This is a genomic window from Moraxella sp. DOX410, from assembly GCF_032248735.1.
GTDB classification, from domain to species: Bacteria; Pseudomonadota; Gammaproteobacteria; order Pseudomonadales; family Moraxellaceae; genus Faucicola; species Faucicola tetraodonis.
Genome location: NZ_CP135138.1, coordinates 1,269,396 through 1,295,554, shown reverse-complemented (window position 1 = coordinate 1,295,554; position 26,159 = coordinate 1,269,396). Strand labels below are relative to the sequence as shown.

Genomic DNA, 26,159 nt, shown 5'->3' with positions numbered 1-26,159 from the left:
TCGAATCGTAGTGTTCGCTATTCTAGCACTATTGACAGATTGATGACTAGTTGAGTACCCGCAAAAAATAAAACTAGTTAGCTAAAAAATCACGCTAACGACTTTGTCTATCACCTCAAGATGAGCAGCTGACGCATATTTCAGGCGCATCTGCCAACGGTGGCTCGGTGTCACTCGGCTTGGCTAATGCACTGACTTGGTAAGGATTAGCCAATAGCTGATACAGTCTATCCACCTCGCTCATGTCATTTTGTTCAGCCAATTCAATGGCTTGCTGTGCCATGCTGTTTCTTAGCACATACACGGGATTGTGGCTCATTACCAACTGTAAAGAATCCTGCTGTAATTTGGTATGGTAGATAGCAATCCAATCCGCTAAGGTGGCATTGGGTTGACCGTTACTGCTGCTAATTGAAATTTTCAACTGATTAAGTAAATTAAATTCATGTAATAGGTTTAATTTATCATTGGGCTTGGCGTCAGCAACGATTGCTACTAGCGCTCGCAAGCTGTTGGTAAAGTCGAGTTTGTTTTGCTGCATTATCTCTAAATACTGCAAAGCAAAGTCACAGTTTTCTTCATTGATGGGTAAGCCAAATTTTTGGCAGAGACCTTGCTGATAATACTGATAAAAAATCTCACCAAAACTGTCTAAAATGTCGGTTAATTGCTCGCGCGACAAGGTTTCTGGCGAATGATTGGCGGTCAGTTTTTCGCCATTAAGGCGTAAAAATAAGGTAATCAGACGTGACAAATTCCAAAGTCCAATGGATGGCTGGTTTTGATAAACATAACGCCCGTTGTAATCAGAATGGTTATTGATCCAAATCGGATTAAAGCGCTCCATAAAACCGTAAGGACCAAAATCGATGGTCGCACCTGTGATAGATAAATTGTCGGTATTCATCACCCCATGGGCAAAGCCAATCAGCTGCCAATCCGCCAGGGTTTTGGCAGTCTTATCAACCACCTGTCTCAAAAAATCTTGAATGGGCGTATCACTGTCAAAACAGTCGGCAAAATAGGTTTTGATGACATAACGGGTAAAATACAGCAGTAAGTCAGGCGCATAATTTGCTACCCATTCAAAATGCCCAAAGCGAATGTGACAATCTGCGGTACGTAGTAGTGCAGCGCCGCGTTCGCGTGTCTCACGGTTGACAGGGGTATCTGAAACCACAAAGCCCAGCGCGTTGCTAGACCGAATGCCCAAGCAATTAAGCGCATGACCCGCCAAATACTCTCGCACGACGCTTCGAATCACCGCACGACCATCCCCCATGCGCGAGTAGGGGGTTAATCCTGCCCCTTTAAGATGCAAATCGATCAATTGTCCGTCTTTATCGATTACCTGCGCGAGTAATAGACCACGACCATCGCCTAATTGCCCTGCCCATTGCCCAAATTGGTGTCCAGCATACGCCATGGCTAATGGTTCAAAGCCGTCGGGAACGATGTCACCGCCCAAGATTTCGACCCAATGCTGTGTTAAAAACTCATCATCTGCCCAACCAATTTGGTGGGCGACTTGCGGATTATAATGCCCTGCTTGCGGGTTGGTGAGCGGTTTGGGTGGTTGTTTATGATAAAGCCTTGGATCGAGCGAGGCATACGAGTTTTCGATTTTCATAATTTTTCCATTTTTATAGGCATTACTAATCTGGCGGTTAAATGCCCCTGTTTAGGGCGTTTTAAGTCATTAATTGCGCTATAATAGCGCGTTAACAGCCGGCTGAAAATTTGATTAAGCTTGCTGACGTTTTTTAAAATTTATATTGCTTACTATACCTTTATCTGACGATAGCATCTGTGCAATAACTGTGCATGAGTCAATGCCGCTATAAAACTCACTTTTTGCTGTCATCAAGCGTTACTTGATAGAAGATCCGCTTAAAAAAAACAGGTAAAGAAAGCCACTTAAAAAAACTACCTAAAAAGCCACTTACGTAAAGGAAGGTCATGCCTGCGTTAGATCTTAACAATCCCAACAATGTCTATTTGGTTCAATCGGGGTTTAATGTCCAAGATATCGAAAAATCGGCTACCTTGGTCAATTTACTTAATCGCTTCCAAGGTAACTTACGCATTGATGAGCAAGATACCACCCTCGGTGTCGGCGCAAAAGCCTACGGCAATACCATTCATATTGCTAAAAGTTACAAAAATTTTTTGAACATCGCCCATGAGCTAGGGCACGCAACCGGTCAATACCAACAAATCAATCGTGATAAAAACAATTTGTATCAATTTGATACGCCACAAGCCTATGGAATGGCACGCGCCAAAGCAGAGGGTGAGGCAACTTATTATGAGTTTTTGGTGGCAAAAGAATTGGGGTATCAACGGTTTGTCAAACCCTTGTGGCTCGATAACGCGGCAAAACCGCAAGATAAAGATGTGTTTAATGAAGTTGATGAAATCATGCGCCAAGCAATCAGTGACAACGACAAAATAACCCAATTGGCAGTGCTCAACCAGAGCATGTTGCCCAGTGGGCAGCTTCATGCGCCACTTTATACGTATGATGAATACAATACCTTGGTGTTCTTGAATAACCGTTTTGCCATTTCGCGTATATCGCAAGATTATCAGCAAGCATTTGGCAAGCCACTGGATTGGAACAGTTATGAAGCCAAATCTCTTGCCAATAAAGCCAACCAGCATTTTGGCACCTTAGCTAATGACGTCATTATCAATCACCATATTGACGGTTCTGTACTTGGACAGCAGGGCGTAGGGGATTTATTATGGGGTAGTCAGGGGGACGATGTGCTAGTGGGTAATAGCGGTCAAGATAGGCTGCTAGGCGGTGCTGATGATGATGTGCTCATCGGCAATGCCGGTGATGATGTGCTGGTAGGTGGCACGGGCAATGATTTATATTATTTCACCAAAGGATTTGGTCATGATACCATCATCAATGTGGGCGGTGGCAAAGATACACTTTACCTTGCGGATAGAGGCTATGACGAGTTGAGCCTAGTCACTCAAGAAAAGCAGGACTTAACGCTGGATTTTGCAACTAGTTCGCCCAATAACAATGAGAAAACCCATACGCCGACTGACGATCAACTTACCATCAAAGATTTTTATTTGGGGGGCGATAACGCCAGTTTAGCCATCGGTTTTGCAAAAAGCGGTATCGCCAACCCTGCGATGCTGATGCCAGTCAGCCAATTAACCATTCAATTAACAAATTTGGGCTCAGTCGCGCAGCGTGATATGACTGATTATCAGTCAGTGCTAGAAAAATCTCTTTTACAGCTGGGCAAAGTCAATGTTACTGCTACAAACGATAAATAAGCGGTTTGTCACACAAACGCAAAAAGCTACTGCAAGGAAATGCGATGTTACCATTAGAAATTAAATATTTGCAAAACGCTCAATATGAATCCACCCATGCGGCGATGCTAGCGCGCGTGTTATCGCGTATCGAGCAAAAAAAATCTGCCAGCAGCGAGCAGGCGCAGCTTAGCGCTGATGAGTTATGGATTGTGGATCATGATAATGTGTTTACGCTGGGTCAAGCGGGCAAACCTGAACATATTTTGCAAAGAGATAATACCCCCATCATCCACACCGATCGTGGCGGTCAAGTCACTTGGCATGGTCATGGGCAGTTGGTGGCGTATTTTTTATTTGATTTAAATGCGTTGGGGTGGGGCGTGCGCGATTTGGTCAGCAAAGCTGAAAACATCATCATTGATGTCATCACGCCTTATTTGCCGCCAGATTTTTATGCTAAAGCGCGTGCGGATGCGCCAGGGGTGTATGTGTATAATCAAGACGATTTAGAACTTGGTAAAATTGCGTCATTGGGATTTAAGATAAAACACGGCTTTAGTTATCATGGCATCGCCATCAATGTACAAAATGATTTGACCCCGTTTCAAATGATCAACCCTTGTGGCTATGCCGGCATGACCATGTTGCGTCTAGCAGATTTTGCGGATGTGGATTATCAAGCATTTACCCAACAATTTATCAGCCGTGTCAACCAAGAACGTCAATTTAGCCTAAGCAAATAAAACCTTGCTAGAGGCTTAAATATAAGAGCCTTTAATATAACTGTGTTTAATTCAACGATTGATTAGAGTAGGTAATGCCTTTAGCTTCATACACTTGGTAAGTCGCCTGCAGTAAATCATCAATATACGGATTGGATTGGTGTGCCAACACATTCATAAAAATCGGGGTTGTCGCATCTTCGTGACGTAGACGATGATAATGAATTTGCTCGGTACGGACGGTTTTTAAACTATCAGGCACTAAGGTGATTCCTTCACCTGCCGCCACCAAGCCCAAAGCGATTTGGATATCGCGCACTTTGGTGGTCAAATGAGGTGACAATTGGTGGCGGGCAAACAAATACATGAGTTGATCAGTTTCGCCATTCAATAGCGGATTTTGCAGGATTGGCAAGGGCGTGCGATGATACAAAATAAGCGTATCTTCTAGCAACTCTTTAAATGCGATGCCGATATCATCCGGGCGTGATGCCAAGGGGTGCGCCATTGGCAGTGCCACCACAAAGCGTTCATGACGTAAAAATATCTGTTGCACAAAGTTGTCACTGTGCCGAAATCTTCCAAATCCCACATCGATGTCTCCCGACTTTAGCGCTGACATTTGCTGCTCCGAATTGATTTCGACCAGCTTGATATCCAAATCTCGGTGTCGCTGTTTGACTGTAGAAATAATTTCAGGCAACAGACCATATAGCACCGAGGCGACAAATCCAATCGTGAGATGATTGCTTCGATGCGGCTGGGCAAAGCGCTGAGTCAACTCACGGGCTTGCTCAAGTTGTAACAATATTGGCTCAATCTGTGCCAAAAAAAAATGCCCCGCCGCTGTTAAAGTCATTGGGCGGTGATAGCGATCCAGCAGCTCGACACCCAGCTCGCTTTCAAGTTGCTGGACATGGCGGCTTAGCGATGGCTGTGATATAGCCAAGGTTTTGGCAGCTTGGCTAAAACTACCTGCTTTTGCCACTACCACAAAATAGGTAAGTTGGGAAATATCCATATCAATACTCAATGATAATTACAGCGTTGTGTTATCGGGGTTAAAAGCTATTTATTGATTTATTAAGTTTGCTATCACGCCAAAAAATTCAATGAATGTTACAAAAAATGTCAAATTTATGTGCCCATTTCAAGATATTCTAACCAATATATTATAAAATTTGGGCAATACTACGTTAAAAATATTACGCTAAAAACCTTACGCTAAAAAAAGTTTAAACCCCTAGATTAAGTTGCTCATTATGGCCATCCGTCTACCCAAGCCAAAAAAAGCCCAGTCTTTACCCCCGATTGAACCCAGTTTCGATAATATGCATCAAGTTAATGAAATGCAAGCTGATGAAATAATTGAAACTGAAGCAGGTACGTCTTTTGTCACGTTAACCGAGCTGCATGAAGGCTTTAATAATCGTCGGTTTTTTGACTGGCATGGTCGCGTTAGCCGTGTTCAGTTTTTAGCGTATTCCACCTTCAATGCGTTGATAGCATTAATGCTGGTCGCTTTACTATTTGTGATGATTGGTGGCTTTCAAGGCATGGTAAATGCCAGTATTGAGCAGTTGCCGATGAGTTTGCTTGGTGCAAGTAGTGTTGGTGTGGCGGTTTTGTTTTATCTACAGCTTGCTGTTAGCAAACGGCGCTTCAATGACCTTAACAAAACGGGGTGGCTTGCGTTATTGATGCTAGTGCCCGGGGTAAATGTCTTAGTTTACCTTTACTTGCTAGCAGTCAAAGGCAGTGAAGGCGCCAATTATTATGGCTTACCTGCTAGACCTGCTAGCCAATTAAAAACGGTACTGATGGTATTGATTCCGCTGTTAGTCATGTCACTCATCGGTTTGTTAACCCAAGTTGTCGTGCCCAGTTATCAGAGTTATCACAGTTATCACAGTTATCAAGCGATGAAAAATAATAGAGACGCTCAAAACAATGTCATTGTGACGGCAACAAACCCTAGCCAATCGGCGCAGGCATTGCCTGCAACTGCTTCAGCGGTTGCTGCCTCGACCACTCAACCAGAGAATTTAAGAACAAAAGCGGTGGTAATTACCGGTGAGCAATTAGGAAACGGCGTGGCGTCAAACCCACAACCCACCGCGCCAGCGAATGTCAATCCCACTATAACCACCAATCAAGTATCTGACACGCTCGCTAACACACCAAGTGTGCCTAATCAGACGCCCGCTAATCCTAATAGCTCAAATTCCAATTCCCCAAATTCCAATAACCTAAATCAAGGTTCAAATGAGCGCGCGCAGACGGGCGGTAATCCAACAACGAATGCCCCTAATAGTCAAGGGGTGGTTTCTTATGAAGACTTTGTCAAAGCCTCTGAACAACAAATATTTATTGATAGAAGATAATTTTTTTTAAATAAATAGGTTAAATAAAATTTTTTATCCTGGTATAAATCATGAGTGCCAAAAATTATAAATTAAGTGTACGCAAGTTTAACTATTAGCGGTTTACAAACGGTTTCAAATCTGCACATTTGCTAATACAAGTTAGCTAAGTATAACAAAACCACAATTAAACCTATGCTTAAATTAAAGCACGATATCCCTATAATGTTAGCTATCAAAAAGGGGTATTTTACATGAAAATGAACAAAACACATGATAATATAAGGAGGGGCCTAACATCTCAAAGTATGGCTTCTCAATTAGTTTTTGGTGACGTGGATGAGAGTGATTATAGTCAGGCAACTATTAAATCCCTATTACCGCGCTACGATAGTCAGCAAACATATTTGGCAGATTGCCCGTCTAATTTCTTTACTATGCAAGATGAGGACAATCAATTAACCAAAGACTTGCGGATTAAACATAGCGTTAAAAAGTCTGCAAAGCTACCAAAAAAATCAGCCAAAGATGATTTAGTGGATGATTGGGCAACCGATAATAAAATCGATGATGAGTCTTGGCGCTATCATCGTAAATGGCTTAGTACCGTCTTTATGATTTGGTTCTTTTTAGCGGTCGCCTTGTTGCTAAACGCTGCTTATTATTAACTGTAACTTTTAACTACCACAGTTTTTTTGAGTAATCATTACATTTCACCATGTAATGATTTTTTTGGCTCAAATAAATGAAAAAAGTTTTATAATGAAGCAATTGTGATAAACCAACCAGTTAAAAGGAAATCGCTTGCTAGTCACTCAAACGGATGCTAATACGCCAATTATCGATTCAACGCTCGATAATCAAACTAAAACTAAAAACAATACCATCATAGACTTGCTTGCACTTATCACTGATACCATGCCGCAGTGGAAAGTGCATCGGTGTCAAGTGACGGACGGGGTTATCTCACAGCACCTGCCTATGAAGTTTATTTACCATTATGAGTATTTATCCGACCTACTCAAACTGCAACATCCGCTAAATGGTCAATTGCTAGCAAGCTTTGATCGATTGCTGACGCGAGAACAATTTGCGCAAATGCTTGGCATTCATCTCCACCAAGTTGTTAATCCTTGGCAAATAAAGTTTGCTGGCAAATTGGTGGTGTTTTACCAACAACCTGATATTGCCTTGCGTCTGCATTGGGTGAATACTAGCAAAACATTTGAGCCCATCTATCTACAATCAAAATTATCTCAAGCAGAATCGTTGCCCTATGCGATTGATAATGCGTTTACCAATTGGCAGATTACTGGGGTAGAAATTATTCAAAAAAATCCACAGGTTGAGCTTGTGTATGACAGCGATGACACCAATGGCAATGGCGTCCAATCCATTTTGCCTTCCACCCAATTTGTGCCTGTGCCTAAGCCGTTAGCCAATTGGATGATGGCATATTTTCAGTCGCATCCTGTCATTGCCAATGAATGGTTGGCGCTAATTAAATCAGAAGCGCAATCTTATGCCCAAACACAGCATTTTATTGCCGACCCGTGAATAGCCACCAAAAATCTAGACGCATTTAGCCATCTGCTGCAGTATTAGCGCTTGATTGAGTGATTTTTTAATCGTTGTGAGTCTAAAGTGTTAACTTTTTTGATTGTATATCTTCTCTGCTGACTTCGATAAGTTCAGTCTGATAAAAAGCTGTCACGCACCACAGCCAACTAACCACAAAGCAGATTTACTCTGTTTGGTAATCTGAGGCGTGGATAGGGGTGTTTGGCTAATATTGTGGGTAAGCTCGCCTACATTAAGACCGCAGCTGGTCAAAAGCGCGGATAATAATTGATATTTGACGGCATAATTCATGTTTTGGGTATTGGCAATGGTGTGGGTAACCATACCGACCACTTCGCCTGTGGGAAGCAGGAGCGGACTGCCACTTGAGCCAGGCTGAATTGGCGCAGTAAACTGCATAAAACGAATATCATTGCCAATGCCTTGTAGCCCTGCGATATTGCCTTGGGTGACTTGTAATTGACTACCAAGACCTGTTAGCGGAAAACCAAGCGTGGTAATCTGCTCGCCCAGCAAATCATAGCCACGTTCTCGCACGGGCAGATAACTTGGTAAAGGCTGATTGACTTTAAGTAACGCGGTATCACTACCTTCATCTGCCAGCACCACTTGGCATTCCATATCGGGATAGCCTTGTTGACGCAGTGCGATTTGGTTTGCCCCGTCCACCACATGCTCACAAGTGAGTAAATGATAGGGGTCAATCGCAAAAGCCGTCCCAGTCCAAGTGTCACCTGGCTGAGGGCGAGGACGTCTGTTGTCTGGTATGGCGTGCAAAACGTTGCCTGTCGTCATGTTGTTAGGGTAACGGGCGTCAAGGCTGATTTGTAAACGGTCGGCAAAATTGGCTAGACTTTGACTAGATGTTTCCGCGAGTGCTCGGCATTTATATTGCCCATTACGCTGGTAGATCTCCAGTACAATACTGGCTTTGATATGGCGCTCTGGGGGATGAAACGCATAGTCAATATCGCTAGCGACTTTGATACCCAGGACTTTGATACCCAGATCATTGACTTCCACGGCTGGGGCAATCACACTAGCGTCTTGGTAAGCATACACGATCAGTTGCAGATGCTGGGTTTGATTTTGGGAAAACACATTGGCTAAGTCTAATGTCCAAACATGGCCTTTCTCACTTTCGACTGTCAGCGCTGCCCAATCTTTGCTTTCATGCAGATAAGCAGGGCTGGTAGTTGCTCGGCGACTCGCATCCATCGCTATCCAAACGCAGCCCATCTCAACCCCAAAACGACTGGCATTTTGGCTAGTTACTGTCACTTGGCAAGGCGTTTGGGGGATAGGCGTATTTGCCCCAGGTACCAAAGTTGGCATCGTGTTTCCTTATTATTTTTTTTATTATCCGAATAAAAAAATACCCTATTGACTGCAAATAGAGTCAAATAGGGTATTGTTATCTACAATTAGACGTTAGGCATGTGGTGTAATGGCAGGCATCAAATCATGAAAGGTACGACCACTGGCAATTTCACCAATGGCATGCATTTTCCATTCACCATTGTGGCGATAAATCTTTGCTAAAATCAGCGCGGTATGACTGCCTTGGGCTGATAAGTTATAGCGAGCCACTTCGCTATTATTGCCGGCATTAACGATACGACAAAACGCATTGGCAACTTTCTCAAATGTTTGACCCGTAAAGCTATTCACAGTAAATACCAGTGACTGTACATGAGCAGGGACACGAGATAAATCGACATTGATGACTTCATCATCGCCATCCCCTGCGCCTGTGCGGTTATCGCCTGTATGAACGATACTACCATCCTTTGACTGCAGTTGACCAAACCAAATTGCATCGATGGGCTGTTTGCTCGCGTCAAACATAATGCAAGATGCATCCAAATCGATACTATCATTACTACCGCCGCCACCGAATAGACTGCCCAAAAAGCCACCGGATTTTGGGGTGGATGCAACATCCCACCCTAGACCCATTTTGATACGAGTCAGTGCCGTGCCTGCTTCTTTATCGAGTGAAATTTTTTGTCCTTTTTGTAGACTAACCGCCATCTTTATATCCTTTATTTAATGATTTGTTATAGTTATTTTAATGGTAAATTGCTGCTTAAAATCCGATTTAGCCGATATTTACGCCATATTGTTGGCACATAGCTGCTAAGCCACCTGCATAGCCTTGACCCACCGCACGAAATTTCCATTCGCCATTGTGTTTGTAGACTTCACCAAATACCATCGCAGTTTCGATGGAATAGTCTTCTGCTAAGTCAAACCGTACTACCTCTGCCCCTGTTTCTTCATTGACCACACGAATGAAGGCATTGGATACTTGACCAAAGTTTTGATTACGAGCTTGGGCATCGTGGATGGTCACAGTGACTGCAATTTTTTCAATATCGGCTGGTACTTGTGACAGGTTAACTTTGATCACTTCGTCATCACCGTCACCTGCCCCTGAGCGGTTGTCCCCGGTGTGTTCAACTGCACCGTTGTCAGATTTTAGTTGGTTATAAAAAATAAAGTCATGGTCACCGCGTACTTTGCCTGTATTATTAAGCAAAAATACGCTGGCATCTAAGTCAAACTCTGCCCCTGATGTGGCACGCTCATCCCAACCTAGACCAATTAATAACCGTGTTAGGGTAGGATCTGTTTTTGACAGGGATAAGTTACCGCCTTTATTAAGTGAAATAGCCATTTGTATCTCCTATATTATAATATTGAATTAGCTAAAATTTTTCTGAGGGTGTTTTCCTCCCTTAAATTAAACAATTATCTGTATAAAGTCAAAGCTCTATTCTTTAGCTTAACGCTTTATACAAAAAATATTTTAAAATTTTTGAGGTATGCTTAAAAAAAACGGAAGAAAAATATTTACTAAACTTGCATCCTAAACCAGAGTTTACCATGAGTAAGAAAAGAGTAGAACACAGCGACACCTATAAGGCTGAAGCCCGCGCCAAAATCAACTGATGGCAGCCTTGTCACCTGCGGGAATTTCTAATACTTTGACCGTCAAGCTGCTTGATAAAATCTACCAAAAGTTTTTATACGATTAGCAGATGTTATTGGTTACAATATGCTTATGTAAATTCTAGTGCTCGACCTTATAATTGCACTAGTTTTTGTTTTTTGGTTTTTGGTTTTAATCGGGTATGGCTGGCGGGCTGTTAATAAGCTGGCATCAAAATATTTAGTAATTTATATTTAGTGACTTATATTTAGTAATTTGGATGGTTGGGGAAGCATAACTTTATGGAAGGCTCGATTGATCTCGTTAGTTTGGTAACGCACGCCAGTATTTTCGTCAAAATTATCATGGGCATTTTATTATTTGCTTCTTTGTTGTGTTGGGTCACTATTTTTCGTTTAAGTAGTCGCTTGGCAATTGCCACGCGCGCCGATAATTATTTTGAGCAAACCTTTTGGTCCGGGGTTGAATTGCCAACCCTATACAAAGGCGTTCAAGGTAACCCAGATAGAAGTGGACTTGAGCAAATCTTTTTTATTGGCTTTAGTGAGTTTTTAAAACTGCTCAAAAACACCCAAGCGCGTAGTGAAATCATTGAAGGCGTCGAGCGCAAACTTCGCGTTGGCTTGGGGCGTCAGCAACTCGAGCTTGAGCAAGGATTGCCGTTGCTAGCCAGTATTGCCTCGGTCTCGCCATATATCGGTCTGCTTGGTACGGTCTGGGGGATTATGACGGCTTTTATGGGCTTATCGACTTCTGCGCAAGCCACACTGGCTGCGGTTGCGCCTGGTATTGCCGAAGCCTTGATTGCCACTGCGCTAGGTTTGTTTGCTGCGATTCCAGCGGCACTGGCTTTCAACCATTTTACCGCAAAAAACGATAAAGTTTATCAAAGTCGTAGCCTATTCTGTGATGAGATGACGGGCATGTTGTTGCGACAAACTGTGGATACGGCTACCAATTTACCGACAGGGCTGAATTCACCTGCCATGATGCCACCGCTCGCTCGCTAGATAAATGCTAAACGCTAAATGCTAAATGAACGTTAGATAAATTTTATTGAACAACTTGACACTATGAAAGCAAACCCTTACAGCCGTAACCGTCCACAAAAACTCAATGCGGGTATGAATGTGGTGCCTTATATTGACGTTATGTTGGTGTTGCTTGTTATATTTATGGTGACTGCGCCCATGCTAACGACGGGGGTGGATATTGATTTGCCAAAAGCGCAAACCAAATCACTACAGCAAGGCACGCAGTTACCGGTGATTGTGTCACTAAAATCTGATGGACAATTATATTTAAGTATCCAGGACAAAACCGATGAGCCAATGAGCGAAGAGGCGTTAATTGCGACTTTGAATAATTTGCAATCTCAGCCTCAATACCAGTTCGATGGTAAGCCCAATGTCAATGTGATGATTAATGCCGATCAGAATAACCAATATGGGGATATTATCGAATTAATGGCAAACTTGCAACAAGCGGGCATCCAAAAGGTTGGCTTGTTAACGGCACCGCCAAAACCAGCCAGCAACTAGCCTTTTAATCAAGTGGCTTTTTAATGAAGTAGCTTTTTAATGAAGTAGCTTTTTAATCAAGCAGCCTTCTAATACGATGACCTTTTAATTTTTGATTGAACATTTTTGCTAGAATAAGGAAATACTGAGACGATGTATGCTGAAGTGACCTCAGTCTATGTACCCGTCAAAACACCCGATTACCCGGTATGGGCGATTGTTCTCAGTGCCATTGCCCATGCGTTGGTGGTTGGGTTATTGTTTTTCTTTTATCATAACACCCCGCCAGCGCCCATGGAAACCTCGTTGATTACCCCTGAGCAGTTGTCGGCAATGCAACAGCAAATCAAAGCCAACCAACAAAATGAGCTTGCGCAAAACCAAGCCACGGCTGGCGAGATGGCTGACGCTCACACACCGTCTTTAAATTCGCAAACCCTATCAACTGTGCCAATGAATACGCCCCATTCGACATCAACCAATCAAATTGAAACGGTTAAAAATACGTTAGCCGCCAAGCAGGCGCAATGGGAAAAAGAGCAGGCGCTATTTGCTGAAAAGTTAGACCGGGAAGTAGCAGCTGAAAGACAAAGCGTGATTGATGAATTAAACCAGCGCAATGAAACCCAGCAGCGAAATCTGCAAGATTATAAAATTGCCGAAAGTAATATTGACGAGGTAAAAAACGAAATACGCGCGAACAATGCCGCCTATAATAAAAATCTCAATGCCAATAGCGAGCGGCAAAGTGACAATAGTATCAAGTCACTGGATTTGGGTAAAGATGGTCAATCTACAGGTGCAGCGCAATCGCAATTATCTGGCGGTCAAGGTTCTAGCAGACGTGGTGGTGCATCGGGTGGGAGTTCGGCAGGCTATGTCAGCCAAGTCATGGCGATGATTGATGCAAACTGGAATGTGCCAACCAATAGTAATGGCAATTCATTAACGGCGTCATTTAGCATTGCTGCGGACGGTACAATTAGTAATATCACTATTCGCGGTAGCAGTGATGCCGCTTTTAAAGCAAGCTTACAACAAGCAATCAACCAATCAAGTCCACTGCCGCCCCCGCCAAATGGCGCAAGAACCATGACGGGCAATTTTAAAGCTAAATAGTAAATCTAAGTAGTAAAGCTAAATAGTGTAGTAGCGCTTAGTCTTGCCCAGTCTTTTTTGGCGATCAAAACAATGCTATTATTTTAAAATCACTTTTTTAATAATTATAAATGTTGCAGGCTAATTATGAACAAGACTTTTTTGAAAGCGGCAGTCATTGCCTTGGCTACCACTGCGATGCCACCTCTAGCGAACGCTGCCGATAATGTTGACTTTACTCTAGTCAAGCAGGCACCACGCTCTAACTTGCAAGTCGCCATCGTACCATTTGCTGGCGCAGAGAGTATCTCAGGGATTGTCACCAATGATTTGACCAATTTGGGACAATTTACTTTGGATAGTAATTTGCCAGAGCGACCTCATAGTAGTAGTGAAGTCACTTTGCCTGTCTGGCAGCATAACGCCGTGCCTTATTTGGTGGTCGGCAATACGCGCAGCAACCGTGGCAATGTTGAAATCAATTTTGAAGTGATTAATGTGGCGACAGGCGAGGTGATGCAGGGTCTGCAAACCGTCACCAGCAAAAATAACTCACAAAGTTTGCGTATGGCAGGGCATAAGGTTGCTGACCGTATCTATGAGATATTGACAGGCATCAAAGGCGATTTTTCTGGGCGCATTGCGTATGTGGTTGAAACAGGCAAGCCCAAAAACCGTGTCTCACGTTTGGTCATTTCTGACGTGGATGGGTTTAACCCAAAAGTGATTTATGAGTTTAACGGTACCATTAAAACCCTAAATACCTCTGCTGACAATCAAACCTTTACTTTTCAAGTTCAGCCCGACACGCTAGGCTATCCGCAGGTCATGTCTGCCAATATTGTCAGCGGGGCAGTCAGCAATTTGACGAATTTTAAAGCCATGAATTATGGCGCGTCCGTGAGTAAAGATGGCCGTGTGATATTTAGTAGCAGTTTTGAAAACGGCATACCGCAGATTTATTTGGCGCAAGGTGGCAATTCTCGTCGCTTGACCAATGACCCTGTGGGGGCTATTTATCCTAGTTGGGCGCCTGATGGCCAATCATTTGTCTACACTTCAGATAGAGCCGGTGGTAAAAAAGGCGGTAATAAAGGTCAAATTTATCTATACAATCTGGCAACCGGTAGTGAACAACGCTTGACGGGCGGCGGACTGAGCAGTATGGGGCGCATCAGCAATGATGGTAAAAAAATGTCCTATTTGTCGGGCGCCAATCAAGGCGCGGTGATGGATCTGGGTTCGCGCTCGGTAACCGCTGTAAATAACGTTGGGTTAAGTGAAGCCCCAGGTGTCTCACCCAATGGACAACACTATATTTATTCCAATAAAAATGTCATTACCATTGTATCGAATGGCAAATCCATCAGTATTAGCCCATCCCAAAATGGCGTACCCAATGGCTTGATTTATGGACCACTTTGGCTCAATCCAGACGCCAATAATGTTTTACCTTAACCAAGCTACAAATAACATGAAGCATGTTTATCTCTTACCCCGTTTATGGTGCGCCGCTGTTATGGCAATTGTCATGGCAATTAGCTTGGCGATGACAGGCTGTCAGACCATGCGCTCGCCATCAACAACCTTATCTAGCAACAACACCCTGCAAGGTTCGACCTCACTGCCCAAAGTCATAGAGGCTGTACCCACCAATTTGCCGCACATGGATGCTCGCCAGCTGTCAGGTAAGTTGATTTTTATTTATTTAACCGGATTTGGGGAAAATCGCCAAGCGCAGCTGATTGAAACCCAAATCGATGGCAGCGACCCAAAGACTTTGTATAAGGTCAATGGGACGATAATGAGCTTATCCGCCAGTCGCTTAGGCGACCGCCTGATTTTTACGGTTCAAGCAGGCAACAGTTATCCTCAAGTCGTTATCCTTGATAGAGCGACTTTGCAAGTCACTGAGATTTCTGCAGTTTCTGGCAGACGCACCCATAATTTTAGTGGCGCAATCTCCCCTGATGGGCGCCAATTGTTACTAGCAAATAGCCAAATGGGCAATCCAGAGATTTTTTTGACCGATAGCAGCGGCAATGTAAAACAACAACTGACGCATCAACCAGCAATTGATTTAGCCCCTGTGTGGTTGCCAGATGGTCAATCCTTTATATTTACGTCGGATAAAGCCAAATTTTTACAACCGCAACTTTATCAATACTATTTTGCAAAACAACAATTTTTGCCTTTAAACTTGCCTGGTAAAACCAATGCCATAGCTCGGATTAGTCCTACGGGGCGTTTGATCACTTATGTCAGCGATAATAGCCAAGGCAGGCTTGCAGATATGGCAACTAAAAAAAGCATCGCTATCAATAATGAAGGATTGGCTGAACCTGCCAACTTTTCGCCCGATGGCAACTATTTGTTGTATTCGGCAAAAAACCGCATAAAAATCATCCCAGTACCGACTTTTGAGTCATTGAGATTGCAGCAGTCGCCTGCTAGCTGGACAATCGAGTTTGCCGATAGCAACCACCAACCATTTACCATTCGAGAGCCGATTTGGGTAACACCCTAAAGTCCATAACAATCAATTGAAATTCTAGTGTATGACCCGATAAAAAAAGTAATAATCATTAATGGAAAATTATAATGAACCTAGAAAAACCAACAGATGCTCACACACCTGACCCAGCCAATCCACAATTTGGTAGTGGGGCGAATGGTTATCCATCAGCGTTACCGCAATACACGCAGCTTAGTCAAAACTTACCGGTGACCCAAAGCCAAATCAGTTATAACCACATTACTTATGCGTTGGCGCTGTTTAGTTATTTTACTGCGGGTCTGACTTGGATTATTCCGATTGTGATGAATTACTTAAAGCGAGATGACGCTAGAAACACGTGGCTTTATAGTCACTTTGATTGGCAAATCAAAACGTTTTGGTACAGCATATTTTTTTGGGTGATTGGTTTTGTCATGGTGATTTTTGCGACTGGCGGGCTATTTTTTGGCGCCGCCGTTGATAGCAATCATACGATGGGTGGTAGTTTTATTGTCGGTGCTTTAGGCGGCTTGATAATCGTCGCCACCCTTTTATGGCATCTGTACCGCATTATTCGCGGTTGGATTGCGTTGTCTAATGGTCGAGCTGTGCCTTAGCCTTTGATTATAGGACGTTAAAAGCTAACTCCTGCAATTTAAACCCCGTGTTAACAGTTGAATAACAGTTAATATAGCAGTTAAGGTAAAGAAAATTGCAGGTGTTTATTTAGCGTCAACACTGATATAATAGCTTTTCTGATTTTGACGAGATAGTCTAGACAGCGCGTTAACGGGTGCTATCTCTCAAGCTAAATAGGTTAGTTCTGCTTGTATAAAGGGCAGAGTCAATTAGATTCACCCATGTAATGTGAGTGCTTATTCAACTATGTATGCCTTTCTTCGTCCGTTCTTATTTAACACCGATCCTGAAAAAGCCCACGAAATCACGTTATCATTACTCGAAAAATCGCAAAAATTTGGGATGCTCGGGTTTTTGTACGGTAAGCAAGAATTGACGACAGAATGTATGGGGTTAACCTTTACCAATCCGGTTGGTTTGGCAGCCGGGCTTGATAAAAACGGCGAATATATCGATGCGTTAGCGGCATTGGGTTTTGGCTACATCGAAATTGGTACGATTACCCCAAAACCACAGCCTGGCAACGAAAAACCCCGTCTATTTCGTATCAAAGAAGCCCATGCCATTATCAATCGCATGGGATTTAATAATAAAGGCGTCGATTATCTCATCGAGCAAGTTAAGCGTGCAAAATATCAAGGCATTTTGGGTATTAACATTGGCAAAAATGCCAGCACGCCTGTTGAAAATGCCCTAGATGACTATATTTATTGTCTAGAGCGAGTGTATCCTTACGCGTCTTATATTACAGTGAATATCTCCTCTCCCAATACCAAAAACCTGCGTGACTTGCAAAGTGGTGATGCGCTCACGGCGCTGCTTGATGGCATCAAATCACGCCACAGCCAACTCGCTAGCCAACATCAGTATTATGTGCCATTGGTACTGAAAGTTGCCCCAGATTTGGAAGAAGACCAAATTGATTATATTGCCAAAGAATTGGTGCGTTTTGATATTGATGGGCTGATTACCACCAATACCACCTTAAGCCGTAATGGGGTAGAAGACTACAAAATCAGTCAAGAAGCAGGCGGGCTATCAGGTCGACCACTCAGTCACCGTAGTACCCAAGTTCTTGAGCAGTTTGCCGAACGCTTACCGAGCTCAGTTGCGCTTATTGGTGTAGGCGGTATTGACAATGGTCAACGTGCGGTTAAAAAGATTGAAGCAGGTGCTGATTTGATTCAGCTCTATAGTGGTTTGATTTATGAAGGACCTGAGCTTATTCAAACCTGTGTGGAAGCCATTGACGGTTATCGTTTAAGCCAACATTCACCGTCTACTTTGTAAATCCCATGATACGAGCTTGACCCGATGACTTTGTTAGATATGCTAGTGTTGTTTGTATTGTTTATCGGGTTGTGGCAGGGATTTAATAATGGCTTGATGCGCTCACTGGTGGGCATGTTTGGTTGGCTATTAGCACTGCTGCTAGCCAGTTATTTGGCAAAACCTTTAGCGCCGTTTTTTGTTTCGCTGACGGGCTCAACTGGCCTTAGTATTATTGCGGCATTTTTAGCAATTGGCTTATTTGTCATCGTGGGACTGCAAATCGTATTATGGGTGATGAGTAAAACCTTGCAGGGGCTTAGACTGAGCATCCTAGATAAATTGGCGGGCGCGGGGTTTGGCTTGGTCAAAAATTTGGTCATTGTGTTGATGGTGCTGAGTTTATTGGCGCCTTTTGTCGGTCAACGTGACTTTTGGCAGCAGTCTAAGTTTGCCAATGCGCTACTGCCAATGGCACCTTTTGCGACCCAAATCACCCAACAGCTTGCTGCCAATCTGGGGAAAACCGCTGCCGATAAAATGGGGCAATAGTGGGGCAAATGGGCCAATAGCATTGGTAAGTTTAACTGACGGCTAACATCTTCTAAGCCGCCAAATAAGGTAGTTTCATTCAATTTTCATCAGGTCTCTTTTCATCAGGTCTCATAGCCATCGGTGAAAAATTAAAGGGGTAAAATATGTGTGGAGTTGTCGGTATAGCCGCTCACAGTGAAGTTAATCAAATGCTATACGATGCGCTGACTATGCTGCAGCATCGCGGGCAAGATGCCGCGGGTATTGTGACATGTCAAGATGGTCGTCTGTTTTTGCGTAAAGAAAATGGCATGGTGCGCGATGTGTTTATGACCCGTCATATGATGCGTCTTGTCGGTCATCAAGGCATCGGGCATGTACGCTACCCAACGGCAGGTACGTCTAGCAGTGCGGAAGCTCAGCCTTTTTATGTCAATTCGCCGTATGGTATTACCTTGGCGCATAATGGTAATTTGACCAACGCAGAAGAGATTGCCAAAGAACTGTTTATGGAAGATATGCGCCATATTAATACCGATTCTGATTCAGAAGTCTTGCTCAATGTGCTAGCGCATGAGATGCAAAAACTCGGTATCCAGCATCCAAGCCCCGATGATATTTTTGAAGCGATGACATCCGTCTACAAACGTATCGAAGGCGCGTATGCGGTAGTCGCTATGATTACAGGCTATGGTATTTTGGCATTTCGTGACCCCAATGGTATTCGTCCGCTGATTTTTGGTCAACGATTAGCGGAAAATGGCGGTTTTGAATATGTGGTGGCATCTGAGTCAGTTGCGTTAACCGCATTGGGTTTTGATATCGTTCGAGATGTGAAGCCTGGTGAAGCGATTTTTATTGATGAAAACAATAACTTCTTTAGTCGCCAATGTGTCGAAGCCAAAGAGTTTAGACCTTGTATTTTTGAATATGTCTATTTTGCCCGCCCAGATTCGATTATTGATAATATTTCTGTTTATAAAGCCCGTATGCGTATGGGCGAGTCGTTAGCGCAGAAGATCATCAAAGAATGGGGCGAAGATCACGGGATTGATGTGGTTATCCCTATTCCCGATACCTCACGTACTTCTGCGATGGAACTTGCCCAGCATCTAGGCGTAAAATACCGTGAAGGCTTTATGAAAAACCGTTATATCGGTCGCACTTTTATTATGCCAGGTCAACAGCAGCGCAAAAAATCGGTCCGTCAAAAATTAAGCGCGGTGCCTTTTGAATTTAGAAATAAAAACGTATTGTTGGTCGATGATTCAATTGTACGTGGCACGACTTGCCACGAGATTATCCAAATGGCACGTGATGCAGGCGCCAATAATGTGTATTTTGCCAGTGCCGCGCCACCGGTCAAATATCCCAATGTGTATGGTATTGACATGCCAGCGCGCAATGAGCTGATTGCCTCAGGTCATAGTGTGGAAGAAGTGTGTAAAATCATCGGCGCGGATCGTTTGATATTCCAAGATTTGGATGATTTGATTGAAGCGGTACAAGACAAACACAGCGATGCCAAAAAATTTGACTGTTCGGTATTTGATGGCAAATACATCGCTGGTGGTATTGATGAAGATTATTTGGATGAATTACAGCGTAAACGCAGTGATAAAGCCAAACAGAAAAAATCTGGGATACAAGACGTGGCTGATACGCCTGTGGATATCGTCGGGGTGCAAACCGAGGTATAAATAAGTTATCCTTCATAAAAAAAAGCCCAAGTAGGGCTTTTTTTTATAGCTATTGAAAACCTATCAGATTCAATCCCCATAAAAATCCATTAAGGCTAGCAATCCCCACGAGCATACTTAGCAGTAATTGCTTTTTCCAATGATAGCTGAGTAACACCACTAAAAGCGCCAATATCTCTGCCACAAGTAAGGGTGATAAGCTTAGACTCATACTTATAGGCTCAGGATGCTGCCAATGCAAAGAAGTTAAAATCAACAGCGTCATCACGGATAATGGCAATGCTTTATTCACCGCGAGCAACAAGGGGGCATCCAATAAACGCTTTGGCAAAATTATCGGGGTCAAGCGGGTGAGAAAAGTCACCAAAGCCATGGCAAAAGTAGCGGCGACTAAATAAACGTTATCAGGTGGTGTGTTCATAATATTCTAACGATTAATGGATAATTTTTTTGGCGGTTGAGCTGTCAGGTAGCTTGTACTATCAGAGAGCTTGCTCATGAGCAGATTTATTGCTCATAAAAAAGTGGATGATAATGAGTCCCAAACTCACGCAAATCGCTGATAGTAAAAGCCAATCGGATATAAAATAAAACGCCGCTGTGAACGCAATGATGGCGATGAAGATGGGATAGTAAGCCTTGACTGCTTTAAACTGCTCGTAGGCTAAAATAGCAAATAAGCACACTAACGCAAAATCCAAATGGGGCACCCAATCATTGAGCCCTTCACCCAGCAAAATGCCCAATATAGTACCGATAACCCAATAACACTGATTGAGCAAACTCACAGGTAGTATGAGTCTTTGGCGTTCATTTTCATGAAGGGTGGTTAACACGGAAAAAGTTTCATCGGTTAACGCAAACAAGCAATAAAATCGACTGATAGGATTGGTTGGTAATTGTTTTAATAAAGGAATGGCATAGAAAGCATGGCGCAAATTTATCGCTAAAGTATTGCTGGCGATGGTTGAGATTCCAACCCCACCCGCTAACAGCGTAATAGAAGCATATTGCGCCGCACCCGCATATAACACCACACTAGATAAAATCGCCGCCCATATAGGAAGTTTTGCTGCCACAAACAACACGCCAAAGGCAATCCCCGCAGGGATATAACCCATTGCCACAGGAAAACTTACTTTAAACGCCTGTTGCCATAACCCATTTTTCATTAATTCATTTGTCATCATTGCTATTCTTGTTTAGATTCTAGCCATAAAAATACCCTAGCAAGTAGGGTATTTTACCGCTCAAATCATTTATTGATTATCTAACGCTTTGTTGTCGTACATAGGCGCATTGATAGGCGCATTGCGGTCTTCAAAAACCACTTCGTCCTCAACAAATTCTGGTTTGACTTCCACAATAAAGTCTTTGCGCGACATACCTAGCCACAGTGGAATCGCACTGGCGATATACACCGATGAGAAAGTACCTAAAATCAAGCCAATGAGCAATGCTACTGAGAACCAATGTAAGCTTTCGCCGCCAAGCAGCAGCATCGCGACCACCACTAGCAACACCGTTGAAATGGTCATAATAGTACGACGTAGCGTTTCAGTGAGCGATAGATTGACAATTTGCGTTGGGCTCGCACCACGGACACGGCGAAAATTCTCACGGATACGGTCAAAGACCACGATGGTATCGTTAATCGAATAACCAATCAGTGATAACACCGCGGCAAGCACGGTCAAATCAAACGGCCATCCGAAAAGTGCGAAAATACCCACGGTGATAATACTATCATGAAATAACGCCAACACCGCGCCTAAGGCTAATTTGGCTTGGAAGCGCACCATCACATAAATAAACATACACAGTAATGCCAGTGCCGTTGCCCCCAAGGAGCTGATATAAATCTCATTACCTACTTGACTGCCAACCACGTCAATATTCTTGATGGTGGCATTGTTATTGGGTAAATCTAATGCAGCATCGAGAGAGTTTGATAACCCTTCGATTTGTTTTTGCGGGGGCAGGCGTACCAGAATTTCTTTGTTACTGCCCAAATATTGCACCACACTGTCATTGATTTTATGGCTCGTTAAGGCTGACTGAACTTGGGCTTGTTGCACGGGTTGCTCATAAACAACCGTGGCTGACACACCGCCAGTAAAGTCCAAGCCTAGATTTAAACCTTTGGTTAAAATAGCGACCAAAGCCAGAATCGTTAAGATGGCAGATAATATGGCAAAAGGTTTAGATACTTTCAAAAAATTAATGATACGCCGACCGGCAAAGAATTTTTCACCGCCAAAATCCTCTGCCGAAAATTCAGCGCTGGCAGCGTTAGCCACCGCTAACCCAGCGTTTTGGGTTGTTGTATCGGAGGAGTTGGCAGGTTGCTTGACCAAATTTTTATTCACCCCTTTACCATTACGGCGCGGCGTTTTGCGGTGCTGTGTATTTGATGTCATTTCATCACTACGACGTACGCCGAGCTCTGAGAGTTTTTGCTCGACGTTGATGGGTTCTGAGCCGTCTAAACCCTCTAGATCCTCTAACTTGTCATCATTCATTATTCGCTCCTTAACCAATACTTAGGCGTTTGACAGTTTTGCGGTAGCCATAAGCTAACTGTACCAGTGCACGCGTGACGGTCACTGAGGTGAAGATAGAGCTGGCAATACCAATGGCTAAGGTGACAGCAAAACCTTTAATCGGGCCTGTACCAATCGCAAATAAAATAAATGCGACAATCAAGGTAGTTAGCTGCGCATCAAAAATACTGGTAAATGCGCGGTTAAAACCCGCCACAATCGCAGATTTAGGTCTGGCGCCGTTGGCAAGCTCTTCGCGGATGCGTTCAAATATCAGTACGTTGGCATCCACCGCCATCCCGATGGTTAACACAATACCTGCGATACCCGGCAATGTCAGGGCAGAACCAATCAATGACATGATGGCTAAAATCATCATTAAGTTAAAAATCAACGCGATATTGGCAATCAAACCAAATAAACGATAAAAGATAATCATAAATAAGAACACGAGTAAGTAGCCGACTTGGGTAGAGAACATACCTTTTTGGATGTTATCTTGCCCCAATGATGGACCAATAGTACGTTCTTCAACAAAATACATGGGCGCCGCTAGCGCACCTGCACGAAGTAACAAAGCCAGCTCTGAGGCTTCTGCATTACTATCTAAGCCCGTGATTTGGAAAGTTGAGCCAAAGACGCCTTGAATGGTCGCTTGATTGATAATATGGCTTTCTGCGTAAGGTGTTCTTACTTCTTTATTTTGACCCGTCACTGGGTCTGGCTGGAAGGTGACACGCTGCTTATTTTCAATAAACAGCACCGCCATTTGTTTGCCCACTGATTTTGCTGTGGTGTTTTGCATCAAACGACCACCTGCGTTATCCAGCGTGATATTCACTTGGGGGCGACCATTTTGATCCATCCCTGCTTGGGCATCCTGTACGTTTCGACCGGTGACCACAGCTTGACGTTCCAATAAGGTTTTTTGTGGGCTATCGACTTCACCAAATGAATAGGCTTCAGTGCCTGCAGGCAATACCCCAGATGGATTGGCTTGGAAAGTATTGTTTTGGTCAGACACCATACGAAATTCTAGATTGGCAGTACGACCAATGACCCGTTTGGCTTCTGCGGTATCTTGTACCCCGGGTAATTCCACCACAATACGGTTGGCACCTTGGGATTGCACCACGGCTTCAGCCACGCCTAGCTCATTAATACGGTTTCGTAAAGTCGTCAAGTTTTGGGTGACCGCATCTTGAGATATTTGTGAAATCGTCGACTGGGTCAAGGTCATGTTAATCGCTGGACCCCCCGCATTGATGAGCGGTTGTAATTCGTAATTTGTCCCAAAGCGACTACGTAACACATTAATGGCTTGATCACGCGCGGCATTATCGACAAAGTTTAAAGTCAGATTATTTTGCCCTGCTTGTAAATTGGTCACGGCAATTTTTTGGTTGCGTAGCTCTGTACGGATATCTCGAGTTAAGTTTTCCAAACGCTGAGAGACGGTTTTGCTCATATCGACTTCTAGTACAAACCGTACACCACCCCGCAAGTCCAAGCCTAATTTAATAGGATTGCCGCCAATATTACGTAGCCATGCTGGCGTGGTTTGTGCCAAGTTTAGTGCCACCACGTAATTGTCGCCAAGCTTTTCTTTTAGCACTTGTTGCGCTTTAAGCTGCGTTTCAGTCGACTCATCACCAATTTTTAACAAAGCTGATTTACCATCAAAACTGTTGTTTTTGGTTGGAATATTGGCGGCATTTAGGATGGTTTCCGCTTGCTTTAGCACATCATTGGTCAATGTGGTACTAGCGGAAGCCCCCGTGATTTGAACGGCGGGCTTGTCTGGATAAAGGTTTGGTAGGGCATACAGGGTGCTCAGTAGCAGCACAATGCCGATTAAAAAGTATTTCCAAGCAGGGTAGTGCATAATCTTGACTTCTTAAACTTGATTTTTTTAGGTAACTAGTTGTTCTACTAGGTTTATTAACCGTAGGGCTATTAACCGCGATCAACAAGGCAGTACAATATCATAATAGCCAGTTGGCAACTTAACAGAATGCTAGGTCGCCAACCTGACAGGTGAGCTGCATCAGCAATTATTTAAGACTATCAATGGTACCCACAGGCAATACCGAAATGATTGAGGCACGTTGCACCATCACCTCTTGGGTAGTATTTAATGCCACAACCGCATATTCACCTTGAAGTTTTTTGATTTTTCCCATCAAGCCACCGGCAAATACCACTTCATTGCCTTCTTTAATGGCATCAATCATTTGACGATGCTCTTTGTTACGACGGCTTTGTGGTCGGATAATAATAAAATAAAAAATAGCAAAAAAAGCCAATGGCAATAGCATTTGCATAATGGTGGAAGCACCCGTTCCAGTAGGCGCTGCCGCCGCACCTTCCGCATGGGCAGATTGGATAAATGCTAAAATAGCGGTAAGTAGCATAATTGAAATACCCTTAAATTGAGATTTAGTCATAAAATGGTGATAAAAACAACCTATAATGATAACCGATTTAGCCAAATTAATAAATGATTAACCCTAGTTTGCTGAAATAATTCACCGCTGTAAAAACGATGATTGATTTGGCAATCCAGCGATTTTGGATGGTTTTGGATAATAAGTTCAAAAATTTTTATCGGGGTTATTCACTATTTTATGCTTGATAATTAACAATGACGTAACAATAAAATTAATGGTTATGCTATGCTTAGTTGTAACAAATTATTTCTTTTAGGGTCAAACAATTGGGTGTTACCAATTGAAGGAAAATCTCATGAGTATCACGTTAAATTTTCAACCGATTGATAAAATCCGAAAGCAAGTAAAGTCAAAACTATGGCTAGGTCTAGTCATCGCGACTTCGTTAACCGTCCCAACGCTGGCAAACGCTGAAATCACCCAGCGTGATATCGACAATTACGGTACTGCGATGGCGGCTGCAGCAAATGCCAAAAGTATTTCGCGCGTTGCAAACCTAGTAGCAGATGATGCATTGATATCTGTTTCGCGTAAAAGAAAAACCACCACCTTAAATAAAAGCAATTATTTAAACCTCTTGCAAAACAACTGGTCAAAAGCAACGCAATATGGCTATGATATACAATTAAATAATGTGGTATTTAGCGGTAACCATGCCAAAGCAGATGCCATAACCACAGAAGTCATCGTCGAAAATAACCTGACGACACGTTTAGTAACAACTTCACGTATTACCTTTGCTGAAAGCGGTAACTCGGTGTTATTGTCTAGGGCGATTAGTCAACTTGTGATTGAAAAGCACTAATTTAGTGGTGTTAAAAGTGGTGTTAAACAGGGTGGTGCAAAAGTTTTGTGCCACTTTTTTTATGGATTCTAGTATAATTTCCGCCAATATTTAATTTCACTGGCTTGAAATCACAGCCGTTTTTTTATTTATAATGTCAAATTTTAGCTTATATTCTTTCATAGTGTTACGCTATGAGATGGATATATGTCCTACAT

General features: G+C 43.2%; 25 protein-coding genes. 15 read left to right on the top strand and 10 right to left on the bottom strand.

Features of this window, described 5'->3' with window-relative positions; genetic code table 11:
* Positions 1–115 precede the first annotated feature (115 nt).
* Complete coding sequence (locus RNZ41_RS05725) at positions 116–1,630, bottom strand: protein adenylyltransferase SelO (protein ID WP_314026791.1); 1,515 nt, start codon at positions 1,628–1,630, stop codon at positions 116–118.
* A gap of 329 nt (positions 1,631–1,959) precedes the next feature.
* On the opposite strand from RNZ41_RS05725, the gene RNZ41_RS05720 reads away from it, so the two are divergent.
* Both RNZ41_RS05720 and lipB read left to right on the top strand, forming a co-directional pair.
* Positions 1,960–3,303, top strand: coding sequence for a calcium-binding protein (locus RNZ41_RS05720; RefSeq protein ID WP_314026790.1), 1,344 nt, complete (start codon positions 1,960–1,962; stop codon positions 3,301–3,303).
* Positions 3,304–3,347: 44 nt separating this feature from the next.
* Complete coding sequence (lipB, locus tag RNZ41_RS05715; RefSeq protein ID WP_314026789.1) at positions 3,348–4,028, top strand: lipoyl(octanoyl) transferase LipB; 681 nt, start codon at positions 3,348–3,350, stop codon at positions 4,026–4,028.
* Positions 4,029–4,074: 46 nt separating this feature from the next.
* On the opposite strand, the gene RNZ41_RS05710 is transcribed toward lipB, so the two are convergent.
* On the bottom strand, positions 4,075–5,028 hold the full coding sequence (locus tag RNZ41_RS05710; protein ID WP_314026788.1) for a LysR family transcriptional regulator: 954 nt from the start codon (positions 5,026–5,028) through the stop codon (positions 4,075–4,077).
* 241 nt (positions 5,029–5,269) lie between these two features.
* Here RNZ41_RS05710 and RNZ41_RS05705 point away from each other — a divergent pair, with 241 nt between their 5' ends.
* From RNZ41_RS05705 to RNZ41_RS05695, 3 genes are all read left to right on the top strand, one after another.
* On the top strand, positions 5,270–6,391 hold the full coding sequence (locus tag RNZ41_RS05705) for a DUF805 domain-containing protein (RefSeq protein ID WP_314026786.1): 1,122 nt from the start codon (positions 5,270–5,272) through the stop codon (positions 6,389–6,391).
* A 233-nt stretch (positions 6,392–6,624) separates the two neighbouring features.
* Complete coding sequence (locus RNZ41_RS05700) at positions 6,625–7,038, top strand: hypothetical protein (RefSeq protein WP_314026785.1); 414 nt, start codon at positions 6,625–6,627, stop codon at positions 7,036–7,038.
* Between the two features lie 136 nt (positions 7,039–7,174).
* Positions 7,175–7,927 (top strand): hypothetical protein, encoded by a 753-nt coding sequence (locus RNZ41_RS05695; protein WP_314026784.1) that lies wholly within the window; start codon positions 7,175–7,177, stop codon positions 7,925–7,927.
* A gap of 153 nt (positions 7,928–8,080) precedes the next feature.
* Here RNZ41_RS05695 and RNZ41_RS05690 read toward each other — a convergent pair whose 3' ends face one another.
* From RNZ41_RS05690 to RNZ41_RS05680, 3 genes are all read right to left on the bottom strand, one after another.
* Positions 8,081–9,286, bottom strand: a complete 1,206-nt coding sequence (locus RNZ41_RS05690; RefSeq protein WP_314026782.1) for a S1 family peptidase — start codon at positions 9,284–9,286, stop codon at positions 8,081–8,083.
* A 96-nt stretch (positions 9,287–9,382) separates the two neighbouring features.
* Complete coding sequence (locus tag RNZ41_RS05685; protein WP_007116711.1) at positions 9,383–9,985, bottom strand: TerD family protein; 603 nt, start codon at positions 9,983–9,985, stop codon at positions 9,383–9,385.
* 67 nt (positions 9,986–10,052) lie between these two features.
* Positions 10,053–10,631, bottom strand: a complete 579-nt coding sequence (locus RNZ41_RS05680) for a TerD family protein (protein ID WP_007116710.1) — start codon at positions 10,629–10,631, stop codon at positions 10,053–10,055.
* A gap of 557 nt (positions 10,632–11,188) precedes the next feature.
* Here RNZ41_RS05680 and tolQ point away from each other — a divergent pair.
* From tolQ to purF, 9 genes are all read left to right on the top strand, one after another.
* Positions 11,189–11,917 carry a protein TolQ gene (gene tolQ / locus RNZ41_RS05675; RefSeq protein ID WP_314026781.1) on the top strand — a complete coding sequence of 243 codons (729 nt, stop codon included), beginning with the start codon at positions 11,189–11,191 and terminating at the stop codon, positions 11,915–11,917.
* Between the two features lie 63 nt (positions 11,918–11,980).
* Entirely contained in the window at positions 11,981–12,448 is a 468-nt protein-coding gene (tolR, locus tag RNZ41_RS05670) for a protein TolR (RefSeq protein ID WP_314026780.1), read from the top strand.
* 132 nt (positions 12,449–12,580) lie between these two features.
* Positions 12,581–13,546 carry a cell envelope integrity protein TolA gene (gene tolA / locus RNZ41_RS05665; RefSeq protein ID WP_314026779.1) on the top strand — a complete coding sequence of 322 codons (966 nt, stop codon included), beginning with the start codon at positions 12,581–12,583 and terminating at the stop codon, positions 13,544–13,546.
* 126 nt (positions 13,547–13,672) lie between these two features.
* Positions 13,673–14,983 carry a TolB periplasmic receptor gene (locus RNZ41_RS05660; protein ID WP_313421188.1) on the top strand — a complete coding sequence of 437 codons (1,311 nt, stop codon included), beginning with the start codon at positions 13,673–13,675 and terminating at the stop codon, positions 14,981–14,983.
* 61 nt (positions 14,984–15,044) lie between these two features.
* Positions 15,045–16,052 carry a PD40 domain-containing protein gene (locus RNZ41_RS05655; protein ID WP_007116704.1) on the top strand — a complete coding sequence of 336 codons (1,008 nt, stop codon included), beginning with the start codon at positions 15,045–15,047 and terminating at the stop codon, positions 16,050–16,052.
* 74 nt (positions 16,053–16,126) lie between these two features.
* On the top strand, positions 16,127–16,639 hold the full coding sequence (locus tag RNZ41_RS05650) for a DUF4870 family protein (RefSeq protein ID WP_314026778.1): 513 nt from the start codon (positions 16,127–16,129) through the stop codon (positions 16,637–16,639).
* Between the two features lie 268 nt (positions 16,640–16,907).
* Positions 16,908–17,951 carry a quinone-dependent dihydroorotate dehydrogenase gene (locus tag RNZ41_RS05645; protein WP_219299492.1) on the top strand — a complete coding sequence of 348 codons (1,044 nt, stop codon included), beginning with the start codon at positions 16,908–16,910 and terminating at the stop codon, positions 17,949–17,951.
* Between the two features lie 24 nt (positions 17,952–17,975).
* Positions 17,976–18,482 carry a CvpA family protein gene (locus tag RNZ41_RS05640; protein ID WP_314026777.1) on the top strand — a complete coding sequence of 169 codons (507 nt, stop codon included), beginning with the start codon at positions 17,976–17,978 and terminating at the stop codon, positions 18,480–18,482.
* Between the two features lie 146 nt (positions 18,483–18,628).
* Positions 18,629–20,164 carry an amidophosphoribosyltransferase gene (gene purF, locus RNZ41_RS05635; RefSeq protein ID WP_060995018.1) on the top strand — a complete coding sequence of 512 codons (1,536 nt, stop codon included), beginning with the start codon at positions 18,629–18,631 and terminating at the stop codon, positions 20,162–20,164.
* Between the two features lie 49 nt (positions 20,165–20,213).
* Here the strand turns inward: purF and RNZ41_RS05630 are convergent, their stop codons facing one another.
* From RNZ41_RS05630 to yajC, 5 genes are all read right to left on the bottom strand, one after another.
* A complete protein-coding gene (locus RNZ41_RS05630; protein WP_062330423.1) occupies positions 20,214–20,585 on the bottom strand; it encodes an AzlD domain-containing protein in 372 nt (123 codons plus the stop codon).
* A 61-nt stretch (positions 20,586–20,646) separates the two neighbouring features.
* Positions 20,647–21,354: an AzlC family ABC transporter permease gene (locus tag RNZ41_RS05625; RefSeq protein ID WP_062330425.1), complete on the bottom strand. Its 708-nt coding sequence runs from the start codon at positions 21,352–21,354 to the stop codon at positions 20,647–20,649.
* 69 nt (positions 21,355–21,423) lie between these two features.
* Positions 21,424–22,686 carry a protein translocase subunit SecF gene (gene secF / locus RNZ41_RS05620; protein WP_409950566.1) on the bottom strand — a complete coding sequence of 421 codons (1,263 nt, stop codon included), beginning with the start codon at positions 22,684–22,686 and terminating at the stop codon, positions 21,424–21,426.
* 10 nt (positions 22,687–22,696) lie between these two features.
* Positions 22,697–24,592 carry a protein translocase subunit SecD gene (gene secD, locus RNZ41_RS05615; RefSeq protein ID WP_060995021.1) on the bottom strand — a complete coding sequence of 632 codons (1,896 nt, stop codon included), beginning with the start codon at positions 24,590–24,592 and terminating at the stop codon, positions 22,697–22,699.
* 169 nt (positions 24,593–24,761) lie between these two features.
* Positions 24,762–25,106: a preprotein translocase subunit YajC gene (yajC, locus tag RNZ41_RS05610; RefSeq protein WP_081454568.1), complete on the bottom strand. Its 345-nt coding sequence runs from the start codon at positions 25,104–25,106 to the stop codon at positions 24,762–24,764.
* A gap of 346 nt (positions 25,107–25,452) precedes the next feature.
* Between yajC and RNZ41_RS05605 the strand changes: the two genes are divergently transcribed.
* Positions 25,453–25,962, top strand: a complete 510-nt coding sequence (locus tag RNZ41_RS05605; RefSeq protein ID WP_007116693.1) for a hypothetical protein — start codon at positions 25,453–25,455, stop codon at positions 25,960–25,962.
* The last annotated feature ends 197 nt before the right edge of the window (positions 25,963–26,159 follow it).

Bases quoted from the DNA above. Each gene is read 5' to 3' on its own strand.
- RNZ41_RS05725 (WP_314026791.1), bottom strand. From the start codon at position 1,630: ATGAAAATCGAAAACTCGTATGCCTCGCTCGATCCAAGGCTTTATCAT.
- RNZ41_RS05720 (WP_314026790.1), top strand. From the start codon at position 1,960: ATGCCTGCGTTAGATCTTAACAATCCCAACAATGTCTATTTGGTTCAA.
- lipB (WP_314026789.1), top strand. From the start codon at position 3,348: ATGTTACCATTAGAAATTAAATATTTGCAAAACGCTCAATATGAATCC.
- RNZ41_RS05710 (WP_314026788.1), bottom strand. From the start codon at position 5,028: ATGGATATTTCCCAACTTACCTATTTTGTGGTAGTGGCAAAAGCAGGT.
- RNZ41_RS05705 (WP_314026786.1), top strand. From the start codon at position 5,270: ATGGCCATCCGTCTACCCAAGCCAAAAAAAGCCCAGTCTTTACCCCCG.
- RNZ41_RS05700 (WP_314026785.1), top strand. From the start codon at position 6,625: ATGAAAATGAACAAAACACATGATAATATAAGGAGGGGCCTAACATCT.
- RNZ41_RS05690 (WP_314026782.1), bottom strand. From the start codon at position 9,286: ATGCCAACTTTGGTACCTGGGGCAAATACGCCTATCCCCCAAACGCCT.
- RNZ41_RS05685 (WP_007116711.1), bottom strand. From the start codon at position 9,985: ATGGCGGTTAGTCTACAAAAAGGACAAAAAATTTCACTCGATAAAGAA.
- RNZ41_RS05680 (WP_007116710.1), bottom strand. From the start codon at position 10,631: ATGGCTATTTCACTTAATAAAGGCGGTAACTTATCCCTGTCAAAAACA.
- tolQ (WP_314026781.1), top strand. From the start codon at position 11,189: ATGGAAGGCTCGATTGATCTCGTTAGTTTGGTAACGCACGCCAGTATT.
- tolR (WP_314026780.1), top strand. From the start codon at position 11,981: ATGAAAGCAAACCCTTACAGCCGTAACCGTCCACAAAAACTCAATGCG.
- tolA (WP_314026779.1), top strand. From the start codon at position 12,581: ATGTATGCTGAAGTGACCTCAGTCTATGTACCCGTCAAAACACCCGAT.
- RNZ41_RS05660 (WP_313421188.1), top strand. From the start codon at position 13,673: ATGAACAAGACTTTTTTGAAAGCGGCAGTCATTGCCTTGGCTACCACT.
- RNZ41_RS05655 (WP_007116704.1), top strand. From the start codon at position 15,045: ATGGCAATTGTCATGGCAATTAGCTTGGCGATGACAGGCTGTCAGACC.
- RNZ41_RS05650 (WP_314026778.1), top strand. From the start codon at position 16,127: ATGAACCTAGAAAAACCAACAGATGCTCACACACCTGACCCAGCCAAT.
- RNZ41_RS05645 (WP_219299492.1), top strand. From the start codon at position 16,908: ATGTATGCCTTTCTTCGTCCGTTCTTATTTAACACCGATCCTGAAAAA.
- RNZ41_RS05640 (WP_314026777.1), top strand. From the start codon at position 17,976: ATGACTTTGTTAGATATGCTAGTGTTGTTTGTATTGTTTATCGGGTTG.
- purF (WP_060995018.1), top strand. From the start codon at position 18,629: ATGTGTGGAGTTGTCGGTATAGCCGCTCACAGTGAAGTTAATCAAATG.
- RNZ41_RS05630 (WP_062330423.1), bottom strand. From the start codon at position 20,585: ATGAACACACCACCTGATAACGTTTATTTAGTCGCCGCTACTTTTGCC.
- RNZ41_RS05625 (WP_062330425.1), bottom strand. From the start codon at position 21,354: ATGATGACAAATGAATTAATGAAAAATGGGTTATGGCAACAGGCGTTT.
- secF (WP_409950566.1), bottom strand. From the start codon at position 22,686: ATGAATGATGACAAGTTAGAGGATCTAGAGGGTTTAGACGGCTCAGAA.
- secD (WP_060995021.1), bottom strand. From the start codon at position 24,592: ATGCACTACCCTGCTTGGAAATACTTTTTAATCGGCATTGTGCTGCTA.
- RNZ41_RS05605 (WP_007116693.1), top strand. From the start codon at position 25,453: ATGAGTATCACGTTAAATTTTCAACCGATTGATAAAATCCGAAAGCAA.